This is a genomic window from Shewanella sp. 0m-8, from assembly GCF_052977265.1.
In genome coordinates this window covers 65,639-86,431 of the sequence record NZ_JBRIMB010000016.1, presented here as the reverse complement: position 1 = coordinate 86,431, position 20,793 = coordinate 65,639, and the positions used below count along the sequence as shown (strand labels likewise).

General features: G+C 40.9%; 17 protein-coding genes. 2 read left to right on the top strand and 15 right to left on the bottom strand.

What is annotated here, in order from left to right:
- Positions 1-382: 382 nt before the first annotated feature.
- From ACVBIO_RS10345 to ACVBIO_RS10310, 8 genes are all read right to left on the bottom strand, one after another.
- A complete protein-coding gene (locus ACVBIO_RS10345) occupies positions 383-3,514 on the bottom strand; it encodes a type I restriction endonuclease subunit R (protein WP_447172534.1) in 3,132 nt (1,043 codons plus the stop codon).
- A gap of 39 nt (positions 3,515-3,553) precedes the next feature.
- Positions 3,554-4,810, bottom strand: a complete 1,257-nt coding sequence (locus ACVBIO_RS10340; RefSeq protein ID WP_447172533.1) for a restriction endonuclease subunit S — start codon at positions 4,808-4,810, stop codon at positions 3,554-3,556.
- Between the two features lies 1 nt (position 4,811).
- Positions 4,812-7,394 (bottom strand): type I restriction-modification system subunit M, encoded by a 2,583-nt coding sequence (locus ACVBIO_RS10335; protein ID WP_447172532.1) that lies wholly within the window; start codon positions 7,392-7,394, stop codon positions 4,812-4,814.
- Between the two features lie 276 nt (positions 7,395-7,670).
- Entirely contained in the window at positions 7,671-7,916 is a 246-nt protein-coding gene (locus tag ACVBIO_RS10330; RefSeq protein WP_447172531.1) for a ribonuclease H1 domain-containing protein, read from the bottom strand.
- Positions 7,917-8,213: 297 nt separating this feature from the next.
- On the bottom strand, positions 8,214-10,916 hold the full coding sequence (locus ACVBIO_RS10325) for a DNA polymerase (RefSeq protein WP_447172530.1): 2,703 nt from the start codon (positions 10,914-10,916) through the stop codon (positions 8,214-8,216).
- 68 nt (positions 10,917-10,984) lie between these two features.
- Positions 10,985-11,425, bottom strand: coding sequence for a hypothetical protein (locus ACVBIO_RS10320; RefSeq protein WP_447172529.1), 441 nt, complete (start codon positions 11,423-11,425; stop codon positions 10,985-10,987).
- Positions 11,426-11,530: 105 nt separating this feature from the next.
- Positions 11,531-11,713, bottom strand: coding sequence for a helix-turn-helix transcriptional regulator (locus ACVBIO_RS10315; protein ID WP_447169744.1), 183 nt, complete (start codon positions 11,711-11,713; stop codon positions 11,531-11,533).
- 10 nt (positions 11,714-11,723) lie between these two features.
- Positions 11,724-12,881 carry a tyrosine-type recombinase/integrase gene (locus ACVBIO_RS10310; RefSeq protein ID WP_447172528.1) on the bottom strand — a complete coding sequence of 386 codons (1,158 nt, stop codon included), beginning with the start codon at positions 12,879-12,881 and terminating at the stop codon, positions 11,724-11,726.
- Between the two features lie 232 nt (positions 12,882-13,113).
- Between ACVBIO_RS10310 and ACVBIO_RS10305 the strand changes: the two genes are divergently transcribed.
- A complete protein-coding gene (locus tag ACVBIO_RS10305) occupies positions 13,114-14,268 on the top strand; it encodes a hypothetical protein (protein WP_447172527.1) in 1,155 nt (384 codons plus the stop codon).
- 143 nt (positions 14,269-14,411) lie between these two features.
- Here ACVBIO_RS10305 and ACVBIO_RS10300 read toward each other — a convergent pair whose 3' ends face one another.
- Both ACVBIO_RS10300 and ACVBIO_RS10295 read right to left on the bottom strand, forming a co-directional pair.
- Positions 14,412-14,624: a glycine zipper domain-containing protein gene (locus ACVBIO_RS10300; protein WP_447172526.1), complete on the bottom strand. Its 213-nt coding sequence runs from the start codon at positions 14,622-14,624 to the stop codon at positions 14,412-14,414.
- Positions 14,625-14,703: 79 nt separating this feature from the next.
- Positions 14,704-15,345 carry a TM2 domain-containing protein gene (locus ACVBIO_RS10295; RefSeq protein WP_447172525.1) on the bottom strand — a complete coding sequence of 214 codons (642 nt, stop codon included), beginning with the start codon at positions 15,343-15,345 and terminating at the stop codon, positions 14,704-14,706.
- Between the two features lie 265 nt (positions 15,346-15,610).
- Between ACVBIO_RS10295 and ACVBIO_RS10290 the strand changes: the two genes are divergently transcribed.
- Positions 15,611-16,468, top strand: a complete 858-nt coding sequence (locus ACVBIO_RS10290; RefSeq protein ID WP_447172524.1) for a helix-turn-helix transcriptional regulator — start codon at positions 15,611-15,613, stop codon at positions 16,466-16,468.
- Between the two features lie 288 nt (positions 16,469-16,756).
- On the opposite strand, the gene ACVBIO_RS10285 is transcribed toward ACVBIO_RS10290, so the two are convergent.
- The 5 genes from ACVBIO_RS10285 to ACVBIO_RS10265 all read right to left on the bottom strand — a co-directional run bounded on the left by ACVBIO_RS10285 (position 16,757) and on the right by ACVBIO_RS10265 (position 20,707).
- Complete coding sequence (locus tag ACVBIO_RS10285) at positions 16,757-17,188, bottom strand: DUF2787 domain-containing protein (RefSeq protein ID WP_447172523.1); 432 nt, start codon at positions 17,186-17,188, stop codon at positions 16,757-16,759.
- 113 nt (positions 17,189-17,301) lie between these two features.
- Entirely contained in the window at positions 17,302-17,844 is a 543-nt protein-coding gene (locus ACVBIO_RS10280) for a hypothetical protein (RefSeq protein WP_447172522.1), read from the bottom strand.
- A 33-nt stretch (positions 17,845-17,877) separates the two neighbouring features.
- On the bottom strand, positions 17,878-18,267 hold the full coding sequence (locus tag ACVBIO_RS10275) for a hypothetical protein (RefSeq protein ID WP_447172521.1): 390 nt from the start codon (positions 18,265-18,267) through the stop codon (positions 17,878-17,880).
- Positions 18,268-18,352: 85 nt separating this feature from the next.
- The gene (locus ACVBIO_RS10270; RefSeq protein ID WP_447172520.1) at positions 18,353-19,588 is read right to left on the bottom strand and encodes a tyrosine-type recombinase/integrase; all 1,236 of its coding nucleotides are present in this window, start codon (positions 19,586-19,588) and stop codon (positions 18,353-18,355) included.
- 138 nt (positions 19,589-19,726) lie between these two features.
- Positions 19,727-20,707 carry a restriction endonuclease gene (locus tag ACVBIO_RS10265; protein ID WP_447172519.1) on the bottom strand — a complete coding sequence of 327 codons (981 nt, stop codon included), beginning with the start codon at positions 20,705-20,707 and terminating at the stop codon, positions 19,727-19,729.
- Positions 20,708-20,793: the final 86 nt, after the last annotated feature.

The following is a 20,793-nucleotide window of genomic DNA, read 5'->3' as shown; positions in this document are numbered from 1 at the left end:
GAGTTCAGAGCGAGTGACAAAATTGTGTTCTAGGGATTGGGCAAGTGTGACCAGTTAATTTTCCAGTTTGGTATAAGTATTACCTTGAAAAGCACCGCTTGAACCAAATTACAGGCATAAAAAAACCTGCTCGATGGCAGGTTGTTTTGTTGATAATGGTACCTGAGGACGGACTTGAACCGTCACTTCTTTCGAAATCGGATTTTGAATTCTTCGAATCACCTTTGCTGTCACTATAAAGACTAGGATCTTGCAGGATATTCTTGCCCATAGTTTAGGATTTTATTGGATCTAACTTACTACTGATGTGCACAGAACCTACTTGTTTCACGCCTGTTGCAATCAGCGCAACAGGCGTGAAACAAGCTAAGATAAGCAATCTTTAAATTTCAAAACCGCCGCTTAAAATGAATTGCTGTAGCAAACTCTGCACCTTTATGTTTACTTTAAAAGCTGGAATCGTTGTCCCCTCTAAAGCTTCAAAATAAGCCTTAGCCTTAGCTTTATCAACGGTACTTTTCAGGTCATCAAAACGACCATAGCCGTTAATATTCGCCTCTGTAACCTTAGTATTCATAATCTTTCTAAGCTTACCTTCATCCAACCCTAGTACCTGCACTATATTGTAGACTTCAGCATTTTTAGCATTAGATTGATACTCAACGATGTAATCTCTAAAACACTTGCCGTTTTCTATCGTTGCATTACCACTACGCACATCATGAATAAAAATATTGCCGTACTTTTGTTCTTCCTGAGTTAGCGATGCAAATGACTTATGCAAGTCGTCTAGCATAGCTTGAACTTGTGAATCATCAATATCATCTTGCTGTAGCGTCTTGAGGAATTTCTCAAAGCGAGTATTCATATACTCGCTATTTATCATTCCTGTTTCGATTTCAGTCAAGTACCCATCAATTTCATAGGTTGCAGTACCAGAATCATCACCATCACCTCCGCCATCACTTGCTAGCTCTTTATATCGCAGCGCTAAAACAAGATAGGTATCCTCATCAAGGTTTAACTCTACAAGTTTAGTACCATCTTCACGATTACAGTACGGCTCAGACCACTTAAACCCCTGAATCCGTGCAGCTTCTAGATGAACGCTAAACGTTTTAAAGAGTGCTGCAAATTTACCCTTCTCTGAATTATCATCTGGAAGCGTGACAAAATCAGCGATACCAGCAAGGTCAAATAAATCGACGATATCTTTATATACTTCATTCATTTTAGTCAGATTATATTCGAGCTTATCAGCAAATAATCCGAACGGCTTATGACCAGAATACAGTTCAATCGCCTTCTCAATATTCTGCTCCATCGTATGCGGGTAGCGATAATAATAAATACTACCAAATGGTTTATCTGGACCAAACAAGCGATTGGTTCTAGAAAAAGCTTGGATTATATTTTCATATCTAAGCACTTTATCTAAGTACAAGGTGTTCAACCACTTAGAGTCAAAACCTGTCAGCATTTGGTCTACCACTATCAGAAAGTCAAGCTTCTTCTCTGGAGTACGCTCAATTCTGGTATACGAGTCCTTATGAGCAAGCCTAGCAGCAACATCCTTTTTGAACTTAGCATGAGATGCCAGTGTAAAATCCATCCCATAGCGTTCGTTATAATCCGTCAATATTTCTACAAGGCCATCTTGCTTTACCTTGGTGTTGCCGCAATTATCAATATTAGGGTCAAATAGCGCAGTGATTTTGAAATCAGGTGCGAGGGACTTTATCATTCTGTAATAGGTAATCGCTTCAGGGATACTGCTTGTGGCAAAAATAGCACTAAACTTACCGTTTTGACTCAACCTTATTTGGTACTCTAAAATATTAGCAACCACCTTATCCTGATGGGCTTTACGCTCATACTGAGCACTCGGTATGAAGTCCTCAATCCCTTTTACGGTTTTACCGTCAGCACCAACATATCCCGCCATCTTCACTTGTGAAGAATCCATATATCGGTAATAAATCTTCTTCTTTACAGGGTCACTAATTGCTTCAATCTCATCAGCAGCTTTAGCTTTTTCCAAGGCAACTGCTTTTCTTAAGTCATTATCTCGGTACGTCGATACTTTATAAGGGTCAAAACCTAAGACGTTTTTATCTCTTATACCGTCAGCAATACTATAGCGATGGAGTTCTTCACCAAAAACAGTTGAAGTCGTATTCAATTTCTTTTGGTTTTCATCTTGAATAGGCGTTCCAGTAAAACCAAAAAACATTGCAGAAGGGAAGGTCGCTTTTATCGCAATGAGCATGTCGCCAAATGTTGAGCGATGCGCTTCATCCACAATGAACACAATCCGCTTTGAGTTAATTAACTCAATATCCTTAGATTTAAGCCCCCCCTCTTCATCGGTGATATTACTCATCTTTTGAATAGATGTAACAATTAAGGTATTAGCAGGGTCTCCGCTTTTAAGTTTTGATACCAAAACCCCTGTGTTTTCGGTAGCTTGCACGTCCTCACTACCATCAGCAAAACCTTGATATTCACGTAAAGACTGAGTGCCAAGCTCAATTCTATCCATTAAGAAAATGACTTTATCGGCGTCTTTGGAATTAGCTATTAGCTGTGCTGACTTAAAGCTCGTCATGGTCTTGCCTGAACCAGTGGTATGCCAAACATAACCACCATACAGGTTAGGGTTCTTCCAATCGACTTTAGAGACCTTATTGGATATGGCGTTAGCCGCAAAATACTGGTAGCTACGCATCACCTTTAACACACCATCAGAATCATCAGCTACGGTATAAAAGCCAATTAATTGATGCGCCATAGGGATAGATAGCAAGGTTGAGGTGATTTTTTTCCAGCAGTTTATTGGTTCATTATCGTAGTTCGCCCAGTGAAAATAGAAGTCTTTATTAAATCGACCATCCACACCAGGATTTGCAAAATAGAGCGTCTCATTAGGCTCCATCGCAATGAATACCTGTATTAATGAGAAGATGCCAGTAAAGACACCTTCACCTGAATACTTCTCTATTTGATTACAAGCCTGACTAACATGTACACCACTCTTTTTAAGCTCAATATGAATAACCGGCATACCATTAATCAGCAACATCAGGTCGCCGCGGCGGTCATTGAGAATCTTAGTCTGACTCTTAAATCTAGGTTGTTGCACAATTTGGTAACGGCTTTGACCTGCTGCTATTTCTAGACGGTCATAAATTTTAAGGCTGATTTCTTTGCCGTAGTGCAATGCATCATCTGGATTATCACGCTTAATTGCAACGGTTTTACCATTGATAAAACCGTTAAGCTTAAGCGGGCTACTTAGATCGGCGATTTGCTCTAAAATCTGCTCCATTTCACCGTTAGTCAAAGGCGCATCGTTTAAGCGGTCAATCCCTCTATTATTCTCAAATAGAATATCAGCCCAGTTTTGCAGCAAATCTGCCTCGGTAGGATTTTTTAAGACCTTATCTTCCCATCCCTTGTTACACAGCTCTGCAATTAATGCTTTTTCAAATTCTGCTTCTGTTTTATAGGTCATTTTTATTATTCTGCTTTAATACACTACCGAGGCTGACATCTAGACAAACATCTTATCTAAACAGGCTTTTTTAAGATTTTTTAGCTTAGTTAATTCTTGCTGTTGAAGCGAGATAAGCTTATCTAGGTTCTGAAAGTAAGAGCCTATTTGGGACTGTTCCACGATACTCTTCGGAACGACTACGTTGACGGTTTCTAATGATTTCTGGCTTATGCCTTGAGCCGTACCGCCACTTGATAGCGATATAAACTTTCTTTGCATTAAAGGAGTTCTAAGGGTTACAGCTAAAAAACCCTCTTCCATTAGCATTGGTTTAACTTTAAATGCTATAGTTCGCTGACTAAGAATATATTTCCTATCATCAGGAACCTGAGCGACATTCCCCATTGGTGCCTCTGTTGTAAAAAGCACCTGATTTTTGTGCAATTCACTCCCTGACATCCATTTATCGTATAACTCCTCCCCCCCAAAATTAGCGCCGACACTTAAGTCTATATAGCCATTTTTTACATTTAACGCCGACAAAGCTAAATAACCAGTGTCACTCCAATTGAGACCAAGTTTTTTAGGCGTCCTCCCTCTAAAATCGATTACCCCCTCAAAATTTGAAAGCAATCTCCGTTTTACCCACCCATCAGTAACTCCCTTGAATCTTACCTCAGGTACATCAGCGCCCTCTTTAGGAAACATCTTCTCAAGCATGGCCTTCTTCAATACTGTCAGCTTGCCGTACTTGGCTTGATGTAGAGCAACAAGTTTGTCGATATGCTGGAAATAAGAGCCGATTTTGGATTGCTCTATTCCGTCACGTGGCAAACCAACCTCTTGATTTTTTACAATCTCAGAATTTAAATTTACCTGACTACCGGGTTGTCCGTATTTCTGCCACTCACCTTCAAACATTTTCATCCACTGAAACATGAACTCTCGATTGAATGTCGGATTTTGGAATATTAAAAAACCATCATGTACACCAGTGCTAACATAATTTACAACGGGTTTCCCCACACTTGCCGCAATACTTAAAAGAAGGTGTGGCTCCGTCAAAACACGAGTTTTACCTTCACCAGCCTTAGATATGCGCTGTTCTAAATAGTGGATTCTGCCATCCTGCTTGGTAACATCAGAAATCCTTAACCATCCGACATGTGAGTCACTATCAAACCATTTAGGGTCATCTATGGGTCTAGGGCTAGCCCCCCTAACTATCACAGCTAAACCACCAAGCGTCTTAACATCCCAGTTATAGTCAAAGCCTTTAAACCTAATCTCGGGTAAATTCATACTGTCAGCCATATTACTCACCCTTCAAGAAAGTTTGAAATTCGTTGAGACCTTTCATATCAAACTCACTACCCGTTAGCTCATCAATCATTAACGCTAGCGAGTCTTCGGTTTGCTTTATGTCTTGGGCAACATCGGCATAAGTCGTGGCATATTTCTCTATGAGCGCTTGAAGCTGCGAAGTCAACTGTTGTATTAGCTGAGTCGGTAATCGGTTGATAGACTCAGCCAATGGCACAATCCATTTAAGCTCCAGCAACTCAGACACTTGTGCTTCATCCAGTGTTTCAATGGTATCTTTGGTTTTTAAATGCAATGCAGCTGTTTGAGTCTTAAGCTGTTTTTTAAGGGCTTTTTCTCTGGTTATAAGGCCATCGACTTTAATCACCTTAGCTTCATAACTATCAGCGGCAAACACGGAGCCTTTCTTAGCTTCTGCCTTTAGCTGTTTAGCCGCTTTGGCTATAGCTGCATTAACAAAGCCTGCTTTATCTTCGCTAACAGTATCAGCTTCTTTGTCGTCTTCACTGAGCGATTCAAGCACGTCTTCAACCTGCACGATTATATCTGCAAGCTTAGTTTCAAGGTCTTGTAATTCTTGTAGCTCTACCTTGAGGTAGGTATTTTGTACCAGCTCAAACGGCATAATGCGACCTAGCCAACCATCTTGAACTTCAGTGTCTTTACCTGCCTTCTTCTTAATGACCATATTAGGGTCTACAACCTTGGTGGCATCAAAACCTTCTGTCAGGATAATTTCAAGGTCGCCAGATATCTCCTCCCACTCATCATCAAACAGTTGGTAGGCATCGTATTTATCAATTAATGGTATGGACTCAAGGCGAGTAAAGATATCCGCACTCAGTAACGTTTGCTTTTTCTCGATATTCACCGATTGCATATCGGTTAGTAATTCTGTCTTTAAGAAATCACCAAAATCTGCAAACGAAGTTGTAAAATCAGTAGCAAATGCCTGTACTGAATCATGCGCTGTTATCGACTGTTTAACATCGCTCACTTGCAAGCTTGCATAATCACTTGATGATTTACTGAATAACGTTTCACGTAAGCCTGAGAAAGCCTCCCAGAACGGAGCAAACTCATTAAGTTCGGTTTCAGGAATACCACCAAACATCGAGGCGTAGATATCCCAGCTCTCAGCCGCTTTAGAAGAATCAACATAGCGTGGGATATTGAGGTTGTAACCATTAGCACGAAGCTCGTCACGGCTAACCACTTTAGAAAACTTAAGGTGTGTCTCACGATTGATAACAGTATCAACCACACGTTTTATATCAGATGCTCTTAACTTGTTATTCTTACCTACTTTGATAAAGCCTTTAGACGCATCGACAACCAGCACATCGGTTTCTGTACGCTTTTGCTTTAACACAAGAACTACGGTAGGAATGCCTGTACCAAAGAAGATGTTAGCAGGTAAACCAATAATGGCATCAATATGATTACCTTCAATCAAGTTCTTACGAATTGCACCTTCCTCACCACTACGGAACAGCACACCATGAGGCAGAACGATAGTCATAATGCCGTCAGGCTTGATATGGTATAGGTCATGCAGCAAGAAGGCATAATCAGCTTTAGTTTTAGGAGCTAAACCAAATCGAGCATAGCGAGGGTCAGTTTCTTTATGCTCTGGCTCCCAACTTTGCGAGTAAGGAGGGTTTGATACCACTGCGTCAACGTAAAGCGCCTCGTAAGAGTTAACCTTGTCATTTTCATCAAAATACGGCCAATCGTCTTCTAACGTATCACCATTACGAGTCACGATGTTGTCAGGCAAAATACCTCGCATCACCAAATTCATACGCGTTAAGTTGTAAGTGTTTTGCTTCAGCTCTTGCGCGTAGTACTTAATGTTATTTTCATCATCAATATGCTTAGCAACACACTGACCAATATTAATCAGCAATGAGCCTGAGCCGCTAGTAGGGTCATAAATCTCAATTTCTTTCTTGTCTTTTAAGTGGTCAGCAATAATTTCTGACATTAAAAGAGACACTTCATGCGGCGTATAAAACTCACCCGCTTTCTTACCTGCATTTGCCGCAAACATACTGATGAGGTATTCGTAAATAAAACCAAGCACGTCATAGTCTTGCTTGCCATCCATCGGAATGTTTTTGATTAAATGGATAAGTTGACTAATAGCTTTGGTCTGTGATGCCGCGTTTTCACCAAGCTTACTCAGCCCCGTTTGCAGGGTTTCAAATACACCGTCAAATAACTTCTTATGAGCAGGGCTAATTAAGCGGCTAAATGCTGATAATGCGTCTCGCACATTGGACACATCAAAATCTTTACCCAAATCAATCCAAGTCGAGAACAAGTCTTTGTGGGCAATGAAATAGCCTATGTTACTCTTGATGTGGTCAACCGTTTCAGAGTCATCTTCGGTTAAAGCACGAATATCTTCAGCAGAAAAATCTTCTTTAATAGCAAACTGAACCTGCTTATCTGACAAGTATTTATAAAAAATGAAACCTAAGATGTAATCCTTGTATTCATTGGCTTCAATTTTAGAGCGCATTTGATTGGCAGATTCCCAAATCTTAGCGGCTAATTGCTGTTTATTCATAGGTAAGCAGTATTCCAGATGAGTTTTCAATAATTTGTGTCAGCTAATGAGTCGTGGAATGACAAGGTTACGACAACAATCCTCGTATTACTGTTAAATCATTCACTTAACGACAGCTGACAACTTAGATGGCGGCATTATATCAACTCAATGAGGTGACTGCTTGAAATACTGTAAAGGCGGTGAGATAGGGCTTGGGGAAGTATAATAAAGCCACATAGTGGTGTGCTGGACAAGCCAGCACACCACTATGTGCTATCTAATTAAAATTACACATTAAGCTTTACCAACAATAGCTTTAGCCTCCTTCAGTGTTAACTTCTTAATTGAATTTTCAGGCGATAATGCACGCCAATCACAAATAGCTTTAAAATCAGCCTCTGCTTCAACCAAGGAGTCACAACCCCAGTTAACCTTGCCGTTGTATTTAATCTGCTTCTGAACATCGTCCCACTTAGTGTAAACGCCCGGTTGGTGGCCTTGAACTACAACGTGCGCTGCTTTTGTTTTATTACGTGCCATGGTTTATATCCTCTGGTTTTAGTGAGTAAGAAGTCCAAGAATAAATCAGAGATGACATAACGTTTACTAACCCTACATACAGCTTTTCAAGCCATGATAGGAACCACAATAATTAGCTCTATTTTTGCTAGTACTACAACGACTAAAGCGAACAGCTTTTCGAACTTAAATATTTTGATTTTGTTTGATTCACTTGCAGCTCTTATGTATATCCCCTACGAACTAGACACACATCTGCTTAGAGCCCTTGTCCTGCAAGGGCTCTAAGCATTTAATCATTTAATCATTTACGAAAAATTATTTATTTAATTGAGAAAGTACTTCTTCACGCAAAGCATTAAACAACGGTACTGGGTCGAATTGAGGGAATTTATCTACCAATAGTCTCGCCAGCTTCAATGTACATTGGGTAACAGGCACAACACCTTTCACCAGTTTCGCTCTTCCAGCACTACGAACTAGACTAGGTTTAATGTCATAACCAAGCTCAACCATCCACTCAGACAGTGCATTCGCGGTAATATCTTTCTTGGTAATACCCGATTCTTCATGACCATAGAATCGAACGAACAAACGAGCCATTAGCTCATCAGCTTTCTCGTCCTTCTTCAAGCGAACCACCCCCTTATCATTGGCTTTGTACATACTGAGTCGCTCATGCCAATCGTGCCAATCCTCTAACGTCTTCAGGCAATGATTCTTGCGCCAAGCATCGAATCGAATACGGGTGTAGCGCATCTCAAAAGCATTCTTAAACGGTTTAGTGTCAAAGCTGATTAAAGGAGTACCATCAACATCGATAGTTCGTGGATTAATTGGCTCACGCTTCATATCGAACTCCAGATTCAAGCGTGACTCTTTTCTTTCCATCAGCATGTCTTTCTGTTCAACACACATGGTACGGAGTGACGTTAAATGTGAAGAATCAATCTTATTCTCTGGCGTTCGTTCTTTATAAAGCTCCACCATATAAGCATTATGATCCACGGTATCTTTAGGTGGGCGAACCCCGCCCTTGGCAAGAACGGACTCCCAACCATCCATCGCTTCCACCGTATATTGTGCGCGAGTCTTAGCACAGATGAGTCGCTTCACTTTATGTTTCACTTCTAGGATTTCACCACCGTTAGGCTCCATACGATGAAACAACTCTCGAAATCGCTGACATACGGGCCCAGTCAAATCGATTTCATCAATAGAAGCGTTCGTTAAGAAACCATCGGTCGTTACCGATATAACGGTTTTATCCTCTGGTACCCCAGCAAGCATTTCACCAAGTAACGCACGAGCAAGACCACAGGTATAGGATGCATAATAAGCATTAGTTAACTTTGATGGCGGCTGTGGTTTGCTGTATCCATCCCCTACTGAAAACGTCTGTTTCGGTTTTACATTTTGTGAGAATTTACCATATGTGGAATTTAACATTTCCTTAACGAGCTTTTCTTGAAAGGAACCTTTTTCATAGCTCTTACGTTTCTCTCGCCCCCACTTCATATATTTCTCGAAGATCCGAGTATCGTTCTTCCAAGGAAAAATGAATCCCTGCTTTATCGTAATTTTTGCACCTTGGTTATACGCCACTTCTAATTCATGACCAGTACAGTGAGTCTCGCCAGATAACGGAAATATCAAAGAGTCCTTATCCCGAACTACTATGCTTGGAAAACGCGTCTCCAGCGGAAACTCAAACTCAAACCAAGCTAGAGACATCTTATCGCCAAAGAAGTCTTTGACATCACGACTCATGTACATGTTTTCGTAGTCGATTTCCCGCAAGCCATTAGTAATAGCGCCATAGCAAGATGGAACATCGAGATCATTCCATGTATCTGACAACGTGGGGCCAGACCAAAATGCTTCATTACGGCCACCGCTATAACACTCCGATGCAAACCACTCCATGGTTTTACGTGCTAGTGTTGGCTCCTCAACGGTTACAGTGCGAACCTTGGCTTTATCCTTAGCCCAGATTTCAAACTTCTTTTCCTCAAAGCCAAAAAGCTTACGATAACCTTTAGCATCATCGAGGGAGTTGATGAACGCTTTCACGGCCATGCCACCAATGGTATATGGCACAGACTTTAAGCCTAACTCCTTGCATAAATCAGCCGTCATATCAAAGTGACGAGCACTTACTTCAGCATCTCTCAACCCGTATGCCTCAAAACCATCCTTATCGCCCGCGAGGTACTCATCCATTCTTTCGATGCTATAAGGCGCAGGAATATCCAACTTAGGCAGGCCGACGAGATCACCAACATCAGCCAATGATTTTCCAGCTGGAGCCAGTAACATAGTGTCGAAAAATGAAAGATGTAACATGTGGTAGTTACGATTCTTATCCGTAACCTTAACGGGCTCATCATCAATACGACGAGAAAGCACCTTGCTCAAATCAAGCGCATAAGCATCGCCTAAGCTCGCAACTGTCTTTCGGATCCCCTTAATGTGCGTTTTGATTTGCTCAAATGCACGATTGAAATTAAAGATATCGGCTTTCATGAAATGGGCTGTCACTATAATATCCGTAGGCCAACACTCCAAAACATCATCTTCAATAGCCTTTTCAATTACGCGAGCAAAGCAATAGTCCATCGACAGCCGTCCCGACTTCTTAGTTGAGTCGGGGTATAACACTAACTTTGATAGTTTTCCTTTGTGAAGCACGACAAACTGGTAACTCAATACTCGATTAAACTTCCGACACTTAGACAATACATATTCAGTGTCGAATGAAATAATTGGTCGTTCAAAAAACGTGGTGCGAGCTTTATGCCGCTTACTTGTTTTCTTCGATTGCACATACTCCCTTACGCTTTCTACAGGCGGCATCGTTTCAAGGCTAATACTACTCAACGACTCATCTAGTAGCTCATCGTTACTAGCATCACCCCATGCATCAGCAAAATTCTCATCGACATCAATCACCTCAACAGACTCATCAATTTCAGTATCCATATCTTCTGCCCAACAGTTCAATGACTCTTGCATTTTCATCCCCCCCTCTCTCTCTCAAAAAAAAAAAAAATGGCTCCGAAGAGCCATCGTGTTAAAGCGAAATCAGATTACTGAGCCTTGTAAGCAGACCATTCAATATCTGGGAACTTTTTACCCTCACCAATGCCAACTAACGCATCTAAGATCACCTCTGTCAGCCCATCTAAATCAGAAAATTCTTTCGCATCCAATACGCATAAAGGGCGTTCATTCACACCAACCACAACAAGATTGTCAGTCTTAGGTGAAACAAATACCGTTGAGATCACGCGAGCGTCAATGAAGCCGCCGTTCTCCAGTTTTAAGGCATATTTCTCATGAGGTTTAATCGCTTTCTTTACACGCTCAAACAGTGATGCTGACGATTCGCCTTGCTCAAAAGCGACTTTTTGACATTTAGCATCTAGCAACAGCGTAAAGTCACCGTTATGAGTTAATGTCGTTGCTGCACTAGCATTAATCACAGCATTACCGTTACGAATGAATAAAGGTTGAGTTGAAGTAGTCATAATAAAATCTCCGTCGATTTATGTTTTTTATTTAAGTTTTATGCCAACCAAGCCCATCTCAGCTGGCACTATACATAGCTGGAAAGAACTGGAAAATTTCTCGACTTACGCCGCTTCCAGTAAATTTTTCTCCCATTTTTCAATTTCAGTGCGTAAGAAGCGCACACTGCGACCAATCCGTAATACCTTTGGCAAGCTGTCAGGCTTACGAGTGACATTGGTTCGCACTGTGGCAACGTTTAAACTGTATTCCGCTGCAAACTCTTCTATCGTTAATACATGTTTCATCTGGTACTCCTTAATCGAATTGAAAATTAGGTAACATCGCCTCAACTGTCTGTTGAGTGGCTTTTACTAAATGGCTATTTTGGTAATAGGCGTAACGCTCAGTCACACTCACATTGGAGTGACCAAGACTTTGTTGAGCCAAACGAATATCGTTGGTTGCAATCAACATTTGAGTCGCATAGGTACGTCGAAGATCGTGGATAGTGAAAGAGGCTTTTAGAGTCCCCTCTGCTTTCATTGCTCGCTGAATACGCGCCATACAAGCACGAGGGTATGTAATATGCTCACGTTGGTTCTTTAAAGATGGGAATACCCAATCATTAAAAGAAACCTTGAGGCACTTGCGGATCAGTCGTTTTGCAGGTTCGGAAAAATAGACACGTTGGGGTTTACCTGATTTAGTCATAGGCAGCAGAGCTGACGTAAGATCATCGGCAAGCATGGAACGAGATAAGCCAATGACATTGCCAATACGCATCCCAGTTAAAAGACTTAACATCAATGCGCTTGCATGAATGAAGTTCTCCTCAGCGCAAGCATGACGGCAAAAACTCTCAGACTCCTTAGTCGATAACACTCGGTCTTTGGTATTATTTTCAACCAACTTTTTCACACCTTTAATAAGGTTCTTTTCAATGATGTCGTGCTCTACAGCCATCGAAAATAACTTAGATAAAAAAGCGTGGTAGCGATTCACCGATGCATTGGCCAAACCTGACAGGGAATTGAGAAACTTTTCAGCATCACGACGAGTCACATCGCAAAGTCGCTTATGACCCATAAATGCCATTACCCGTTTCGAACGAGAAAGAAACGTTTTATGATCACGATGATGCTTACGACTATGAGGTACTAAAACGTCATCAAAGAACTGCTGAACGGTTAATCGTAAACCTCTGCGATAAGCTCCAGACTGAACATCAGCAATAAACTGATAAGCCTGTTGGTTGAAGTCCGCAAACTTCATTTCAGGGTAAGTGCCAAACGACTCGTAGTAGCGTTGACCTTTCCAGCTAAAACGAACTAACCATCGCTTGCTTGAAGCTGTTACCAATAAACGTAGGCGAGAGTTCTTCGCCCAACGGTACTCAACACCTTGCTCCCCCTTAATCGGGCGAGGCAAGGTGTTAAGTACCTTTTGGATCATTTCTATAGATGTACTGCTCATTTTACTCATCCAAATATCGGTTAGCGGATAAGCGAAATATAAGTCGGGAACAGCCTTTTACCGAACCGATGTATATGAGGAGCTTCGGCAATGAAAAGCGATAAAAAAGGTTCGACTTTTTTTAAAACCCACAACAAGCAGACCTAACTATAATTTTCGAACAGGTTTTGTGTGAAATCGTTTGATTTAAGTTTAGACTACGTCCTACTTTTCAAGCAGTAAGGCTAGAGAAATGAAAAAAATCAAAGTGGATAATCAAAAAAAGAAGGTCGCCTTGTTCATTCATAAGTCACTTTGTAATATCGATGCTAAGACCAAGTTTTTTACTATGGAACTATTGATTAATTTGACGAAAATACGAAATGACAACCTAAGAAAAATCATTAATGAGAAAACAAATAACCTTCAAATAAATTTAAAATTCCCAGCAAGATCCACATATTCAACAAATAGAAATAAGTATTTATCAGAATACATATCGATATATAAAAATCATCAAGGAAACTTCGAAAATTTAGCAATAAATGAAAAGAGAGAAATTATTTTCGACATTAACTTAGGCAACAAAGCTAATTACGAAAGCATTAATATACATTACAACGTTGATAAACCTAATAGCACACCCAAACCTCACAAGCAAAATATAGCCCTCATAGATACTCTCACAAAAATAGCAATCTGTAAAAAACAGGTTCCTTACAAAAAAAGCATAAGTAACAACATTGCAAAACCAAACAGAAATAGAGATTTTTATAACGAACATTTAAAGAAAACTCTACTTGATGTATTTGATGCCACAAAAACACTACACAACATACCTAATAGCACTGTTGATAATATAAAGAAAACATTTAAAAAGTATTTCACAATTCAGATAAAAAGTAATTTAACAACAAATGATTTTTATTACCAAACCATCTGGTTAAGATATGACGATGAAATAAACAAAAATATAATGAACGGGATAAGTTTAATCTTAATAAAGCCAACAAATTTAGACGGCCTATTATTCGTAAAGTGCGATGACATCGCTGATGGACTATTACCTATAGACAAATATGACGTCTTGAACTCGAATAAAGACAATAGTAAAAAACACCTAACTCTAAACATATCAGAGGCAGGAGAATTAATTGTAACATATAAAAATAAACGTCTTTGCAAAAAAATATCCGACAGTATCTTAAAAAAACTAGAATTAGACAAAAGCGAAACCACTGTGACTCAATTAGCAATTGATAAATCAACACCAACTTCCTATGAAAGTTTAATTATTAATGGTAAACCCGCAACCAGGCAGCACATAATTAGCTTGATCAACAATCTAGAAAGAAAACTATCAATTGACAATGTTGGTCCAAGACGCTTGTTTTCAGATGACAGATAGTGATTGGTTGATGTATATCCCCAACGAGCCTATATCACACAATCATTAAAGCCTTATCTAACAAGGCTTTGACGTCACAATCTAAAACGAAAAAAAGAAGAGGGTCACGAAACCCTCTTCTTTTTTCGTATCAATTTGCCTAGCTAATCCTCCTCACCCAGCACATAACCAATAGTGCCACCAACCCCAGCACCAACAGCCATACCTATCGGACCAAAGAACCGCCCTACCATCATGCCCGTGGTTGCACCTTTCATCGCGCCCTTAGTGCTACCTTTTATCTCGTAACTGATTTCATCGGCATTGTTGCACTTCATGACTATCACGCTCGTCGGTGCAGGTAATTTATCTAACATCGCTTCTCCTTTTTTAAATGAAAAACGCCTAAGCATCACCCCTTAGTAACGGGGGCAATGATTAGGCGCTTATATAGCCCTACCAAATAAACGTAAATGGTTTAGGCGTTTCTTGGTTGTACTTGGTATCAAATGCTTCAGGCGATAGCGTTAGTACTCTTATAAACTCCACCACAGCAATAACCGCTGACACTCCCGGTAAGATGAAGCAACTTCCTAAATACACTAATCCCCAGCCCCATGTTCCGGCGTAGAACTTATGTGCGCCCATACCACCGAGCAGAAATGATAATAGCGCCATGGCCAGTTTGGTTTTATTGCGCGAAGCATTAACAGGTGCAGCATGAATTGATGGAGGTAAATTACCTAAGTTGGCATTGTTATTCGGCTCCACGTTTTGTTGATTTAGCAAGGCGTTCATTATCTCCTGCGTCTTCTTTTCCACGGCTGATGTAGTGTTAAAGCTATCTTTAAAGCCAGATTTAACCGTGATTGAGATAGCACCATCATCTAACGCTCTAAACAGTAGCGTTCCTCGTAGGCCAAATGGATTAACGCCATATCGCCATGCCGCTTCCAAGGTGCCAGCGTTTGCATCTTCTTTCTTGATTGAGCCATTTAGTGCAATGAGCACTGCACGACAATGCGCAAATACCGCTTGGTACTCTTGCTTTGAAATAAGTACAGCTGAGTCTGTACGCTCGAATTCAATATTCGACATCGATAATCTCCAATTTTGATTATGGTTAAAGGGGGTTAAGGCTTTTTAAGTTAGTTAAGAGGATTTAGTCAGTTAAGTTGTGGAGCTAGTATCCTCCGAGGGCTGGACAGGTTGTGTCCAGTTGATGTAACTCATTCATTTTTAAAGCCAACGCTAGGTGCTATATGGCCTATCAAAGCTATGCCAAATCTTAGTGCGCGATGAATTAACTCATTTCAAAATTGACCGGACTTAACCTGTCCAGCGTGTGCGATACGATAATGAAATGAGTAATAAGAGTGAGAAGCTAGCCTTTCGACTAAGTGATATCTTGACCCGTTTGTTTATGGGTGAAGTACTGACGATTGAGCAGTTAATGAATGACTATCAGGTTAGTGATAAGACCTTGCGCCGTGACTTTAACGAAAGGCTTATCAAAGCCCCGATTGTTAAGAGCGAAGATGGCTACAAGCTTGCACCACTGAGCCGCGTTAGTTCATCAAGCATTCAAAAGATATTGAACAACACAGGGCTATCTTCACTATTACCACACGGCATGCCATTTCAGCACATAGATAAAACCCTGCTGTTTAAAAGTCCTCGAATTGAAAATACTGAACAGCTTCAAGGGACAATTAAGCAGCTAACTACTGCGATTCTGAGTCAGTCCATTATTGGCTTTACTTATCGTCAGCAAGCTATCGAAACTGTATCTCCTTATCTGTTGGTCAATGACCGTGGCGGCTGGTATCTCGCTGCAACTCTGTCAGGCGCGCTGTATTCTTACCGACTCAGCAAGATAACGAACATCAAGTTAAGTCCAGATAAATTCAACTTAGTGCCTAAAGTTAAAGAAGACATTTACCGTCAAGGCATGGAGTGGATAACCGCTGATAATGCCGATGTGTTATTGCAAGTTGACCATGAGATAGTCCACCTCTTTGTTGATGGTTGTATTCTGCCCAATCAGCAAATCTTAAAAGAACTTGCTGATGGCAGTGTGTTAGTAAGCTGTCGAGTAACTAAGCTAGGTGAAATCATACCGATACTCAAAGCATGGATGCCTCAAATTGAAGTGCTATCACCAGTGAGTTTAAAGCTTGAGTTAATGCGCGAACTTTACGCCTCGCTAGAGCGATTTTAAGGTTTTTCTCCTATGCCAAAAGCTCAGTGTAAACCAGCTAGACGAGTTAAAATCAAAATCCCCTCCTTGGTTTAAACACCATCTTGTAAACCCCATCAAATCACTCCCACCTGAAATTCTGACTCAACGGATTGGCAAAACGTTGTAGGTGCAATCTCCATGAGAGCAGCCATTGCCATTACCCCACGCTTCGCATGGCGCAATGGCAAGCCTGAATATTTTCCAATGGTTTCAACTCGTTTTTATGGTTCATACATGGTGATTTAATCCTCGTTAACTACTTATGGCCTAGTCTGTTGCCACCTTTATTTCATCGAAGACGTCCATCCCGACATAGGCTAAAAAGTTCATCTCCCACATCTGGTAGAAGTCCATTGCTGAAATCTCACTAATGGGTTGCGGCCTCATGTAAGCAAATGACACTAGCCCATTATCAAAGTCAAAATCGACCTCTTTAGCCAGCTCAGGGTATGGTTGCCCTACATAGCTAAAGTCTGTGATGTAGCTGAAATGCCATTGCCCATCTTCTTGCTCGATACGAATTTCAACTGGATGCCAACCACCCTCCTCAGCGCTGTAACTGGTATCTCGAAAGTTAAAGGTAAGTGCTTGGGTTGATAGTGCTGGCAGGTCATGTTGGTTGGCAATTTCATTTAGTTTATCTTGCAAATCCACTGTTACAGGCAGCAGTAAGCGCTCAACGTTAAAAGTTAAGTTCATAATAAAGTCTCTTTTAAAGGGTTAGGTCGGTACTCTTGGTCAGAGTGGTGTATGTCAATTTAGAAAGATGTTACGGGTTAAAGGCTGGGCAAGATTCGATGAGGAATTACAGCTTATTTGGTAGTAGTTTCAGCTGCAACCAGAGAGCGCAACTCATCACGACGTTGTACATACTCAGGCGCTAAAACATGGAGAAACACCGATTTTTCAGTTGGGTTAATAAGTAGCAATCCACGTAAACACGCCGCCATAAAGCCAGCGTTATTCGCACTGCCACCTTTGAATACCGATTTAATCACGGTGCTTTTAAAAGGCTTATCTGATTGCTCATCAAGTACAGCCCGAATATCTTCAAGCTTTATCCATTCCTTAGAGTGAAGCCCACCACCTTCATTGCCCGATAACCGTAAATACAATTGGTTATCTTCATCATGCAAGGCGATTTCATAGAACACATGGTTAGTTGTTTTAGGTGATAGCTTCTTGGCCTTACCTTCTAGAACGATATTGGTGAAATGATTAAGCGGTGCTATTTCAGTTTTGGTTGCTGCCAGCAGTTCGTTATCGGTAACACTATCGGCTTGCTCATTAAGAGTCGGTTCATTAATGCTTTCTACTTTTGATACTACAGTTTTATTCTTTGATTTATGCGCCATGAGGCACCTCCATGCTATGTGGTTTTAACTAGGTTAAATTGAGTCTTCAACTTGTTCAGCAAGCTTTGTGACGGGTAATGTCAGGCTGTTCATGGGTGCGCAGAGATAAGCGCCGCTTCCTGCTGAGGTGGTTATGGTCAGAGCAAGTAACCAAGGGCAATCTTCATCGTTAAGTAAGAACACCCACTCAGGGTAATCACTAACAAACTGAATAAAGTATTGGTCATCATCAGTTTCCGATGTAAGCGAGTTATCGGTGTCACTATGCTCAATGAGGTACAGCGTTGTACCTAGTTCATCCCAAATTGACTGCGCCGTTTCAGCATCACCGAATGGCTCAATCAAATGAGCGAGTAACTGGTCTTTGATATTGGTTGGTAGTGGTAAGGCTGCTATCTGGTCGAACTGAGTAATTTTCTTCATTGTGGGTTTCCTTTAATAATGAAAAAGCCCCTGCTTAGCGTGAGCTAAGCAGGGGCTTTTTCGTCAATGTTAATATGGTGGGTATTTAAATTGAGGGCATTGAAACCATATCAGACAAACGTGAACCAATATCTCGCCTGCGCCCTACCGTCAGTTTGGAATAACGCCTTGAACTTGATAGGTCAGAATGGTTTAGCTGCTTGGCAATGTCATGTAACGGCACACCTTGAGAGGCCAGCAATGAACCAACAGTATGTCTTGCGCTATGCAGAGTGATGTTAGCTTTGTCACCAGGAATATCCGGCAAGCCCATCTTGGCCTTAATGACCTTGAGTGCATATCGAGCAGGGCTAATAGGTTTACCCTGCTTTTCTCCAGCAAAGACATAGGGGTTATGTGTCAACTTAGGCACTGATTCTAAAATCTTAACCATGAAGTCACTTAGGTAAAGAGTATGGCTACTGCCATTCTTCGTATGCGGTATAAAGAGTGTTTTCTCATGCAAATCTACCTCAGACCACAAGCGCAATCTCAGCTCTTTATCGCGAGCGCCAGTTAAAAATAACATGGCTAAGAACGCCCCTGTACTTCTATCTTCATAATCAAGGGCGTGACCGATAAAGGTCTTGAGTTCAGATTCAGACAAGTAACCTGTGCGAACATTATCCTCTTTTAATAGGCTCACCTTATCGGCAATGAATGGCGTATCCAGTAACCGATAGGCTTGCTTATTAATGGTCTTGAGCAATGCCAATACTCGATTAATGGTCGCTACAGCATAGGGCTTACCAGAGCCTTGAATCCTTGAAGTTAATTCTAGTTGTACCTTGATAAGATGAGCTGGGGTTAAGCCATTAATGGGCACATGATGGATTGATTTAGCCAACTTAAATCGAGTGACGTCATCATCCCAGCTTCTTTTAGTCTGCTTTGCCAGCGGAACATACACATCTTCAAAGAAGCGTTCTAATGTCATGGTGGTATCAGCAGCCTTATCATCACGATCAAGCTTAGGGTCAACCCCCTCAATGATTTGCTGACGATACTGTTTAGCAATCTTACGTAAGGTTACTAGGTCAGTTTCAGGATGCTTACCTAAACTGATGGATGCTTTCTTAGTGGTTACTGGACTGGTATAGCGCAGCAGAAACCGCTTACCACCTGATTTACCCACTAGGCAGCGAACACCCGTTGGTAAACCAGAGTCTTTCATAGCAGATAGGTTAACTTCATAGTCAGTGGATTTTGAGCTTGAGGGGTTAGGCTTGAGATTGTTTAGGAATGCGGTAGTGAGTCGATGTGATGAGGATAAGTGGCTCATTCAAACCTCCAAATTAATTAAGTAATCATTAATTTAATATGAGTTTGAATGAGGGGTTGTTACGGGTAGTAGTGATGATCCACAACTAGCTAATCAACAATTGAAGCTTACCTAGTGCGATTCAAGTATCTAAAGCAATTATGCTGTAATTACTTGAGGTAATATTCCAACGCCTAACTGTTCTTTAGTTAATGGTGATAACTCATTAATTCGTTCGTATATCCAATCAACTAACGTCTCACCTTCCATAACAGAAATGTTTTCATCCTTTGCGTGCTGTAGAGTTTCAGTGGATACTCGCGCAGTTGTAATCAGCCACTTATCTACATGTTCATCTTCTTCAATAGCTGCGAGTTGTTTGATACCCCACGCACTTGTTTCACCACTATGATGCTTAACTTGGATAAATACTCGATTACTCGACACAGGATCAGTACGACTCGCTTCGATATCGACATCCGAGATATCAGAGGTCTTATTCTTAGCTGCTATATGCGCTGAATAGCCCTCGATTTCCATCAGTTCTTTTATAAGCCTTTCCAACCCATAACCACCACTTTTTAAGCTAGTCGAACCATTTCTCAGGTTAGATAGAAGAACCTCCTTAAAGTCAGCAACCTGCTTATCTTTTTGCTGTTGGAAGATACTGTCAAAGCAAACTCGATTATTTTCTTTTAGCTCAGTTAAGTATTTTTCAACCTCTTCAGAGAACTCATTCAATGAGGCAATGCTCATTCGGATTTTCAATCTACTTTCCAAGCCCTGAGAGAGCTTTGAACGAGGTATCCTTATTGCTTCACCATTTTCATTCTTAAAATAGTCAACGTTAATTCGATTAGCACCGTAGCCACCATCATTCTGATATGTCCTCCCCTCTCTAACAACACCTAGGATAATCGCTCTGGACACGGGAACTATTACAATATCGCCGGGTTTTGCGTGGAAAAATCTAGATATTTGATTCTTCTTACGACCAATATCGATATTTTTCTCTTTGACATAGTTCATCAATAGCTTAAAGCTTTCAAAAGATGACATGTCTATACGCTCCCAGCCATAGCCAGCCATATTACGAGAAATTAACTCGTTTGGACTACGTACCAGTATAATGTTTCCCATAATTATCCTTTAAAGCGTAATGAGTTAAAGTTTACTGAAACTCACTCACAAAATTTAACTGAACCCGTTTACCGGACCATTCTCAT

Coding starts and splice junctions, on each gene's coding strand:
- ACVBIO_RS10345 (WP_447172534.1), bottom strand. CDS start 3,514: ATGACCTATAAAACAGAAGCAGAATTTGAAAAAGCATTAATTGCAGAG.
- ACVBIO_RS10340 (WP_447172533.1), bottom strand. CDS start 4,810: ATGGCTGACAGTATGAATTTACCCGAGATTAGGTTTAAAGGCTTTGAC.
- ACVBIO_RS10335 (WP_447172532.1), bottom strand. CDS start 7,394: ATGAATAAACAGCAATTAGCCGCTAAGATTTGGGAATCTGCCAATCAA.
- ACVBIO_RS10330 (WP_447172531.1), bottom strand. CDS start 7,916: ATGGCACGTAATAAAACAAAAGCAGCGCACGTTGTAGTTCAAGGCCAC.
- ACVBIO_RS10325 (WP_447172530.1), bottom strand. CDS start 10,916: ATGAAAATGCAAGAGTCATTGAACTGTTGGGCAGAAGATATGGATACT.
- ACVBIO_RS10320 (WP_447172529.1), bottom strand. CDS start 11,425: ATGACTACTTCAACTCAACCTTTATTCATTCGTAACGGTAATGCTGTG.
- ACVBIO_RS10315 (WP_447169744.1), bottom strand. CDS start 11,713: ATGAAACATGTATTAACGATAGAAGAGTTTGCAGCGGAATACAGTTTA.
- ACVBIO_RS10310 (WP_447172528.1), bottom strand. CDS start 12,881: ATGAGCAGTACATCTATAGAAATGATCCAAAAGGTACTTAACACCTTG.
- ACVBIO_RS10305 (WP_447172527.1), top strand. CDS start 13,114: ATGAAAAAAATCAAAGTGGATAATCAAAAAAAGAAGGTCGCCTTGTTC.
- ACVBIO_RS10300 (WP_447172526.1), bottom strand. CDS start 14,624: ATGTTAGATAAATTACCTGCACCGACGAGCGTGATAGTCATGAAGTGC.
- ACVBIO_RS10295 (WP_447172525.1), bottom strand. CDS start 15,345: ATGTCGAATATTGAATTCGAGCGTACAGACTCAGCTGTACTTATTTCA.
- ACVBIO_RS10290 (WP_447172524.1), top strand. CDS start 15,611: ATGAGTAATAAGAGTGAGAAGCTAGCCTTTCGACTAAGTGATATCTTG.
- ACVBIO_RS10285 (WP_447172523.1), bottom strand. CDS start 17,188: ATGAACTTAACTTTTAACGTTGAGCGCTTACTGCTGCCTGTAACAGTG.
- ACVBIO_RS10280 (WP_447172522.1), bottom strand. CDS start 17,844: ATGGCGCATAAATCAAAGAATAAAACTGTAGTATCAAAAGTAGAAAGC.
- ACVBIO_RS10275 (WP_447172521.1), bottom strand. CDS start 18,267: ATGAAGAAAATTACTCAGTTCGACCAGATAGCAGCCTTACCACTACCA.
- ACVBIO_RS10270 (WP_447172520.1), bottom strand. CDS start 19,588: ATGAGCCACTTATCCTCATCACATCGACTCACTACCGCATTCCTAAAC.
- ACVBIO_RS10265 (WP_447172519.1), bottom strand. CDS start 20,707: ATGGGAAACATTATACTGGTACGTAGTCCAAACGAGTTAATTTCTCGT.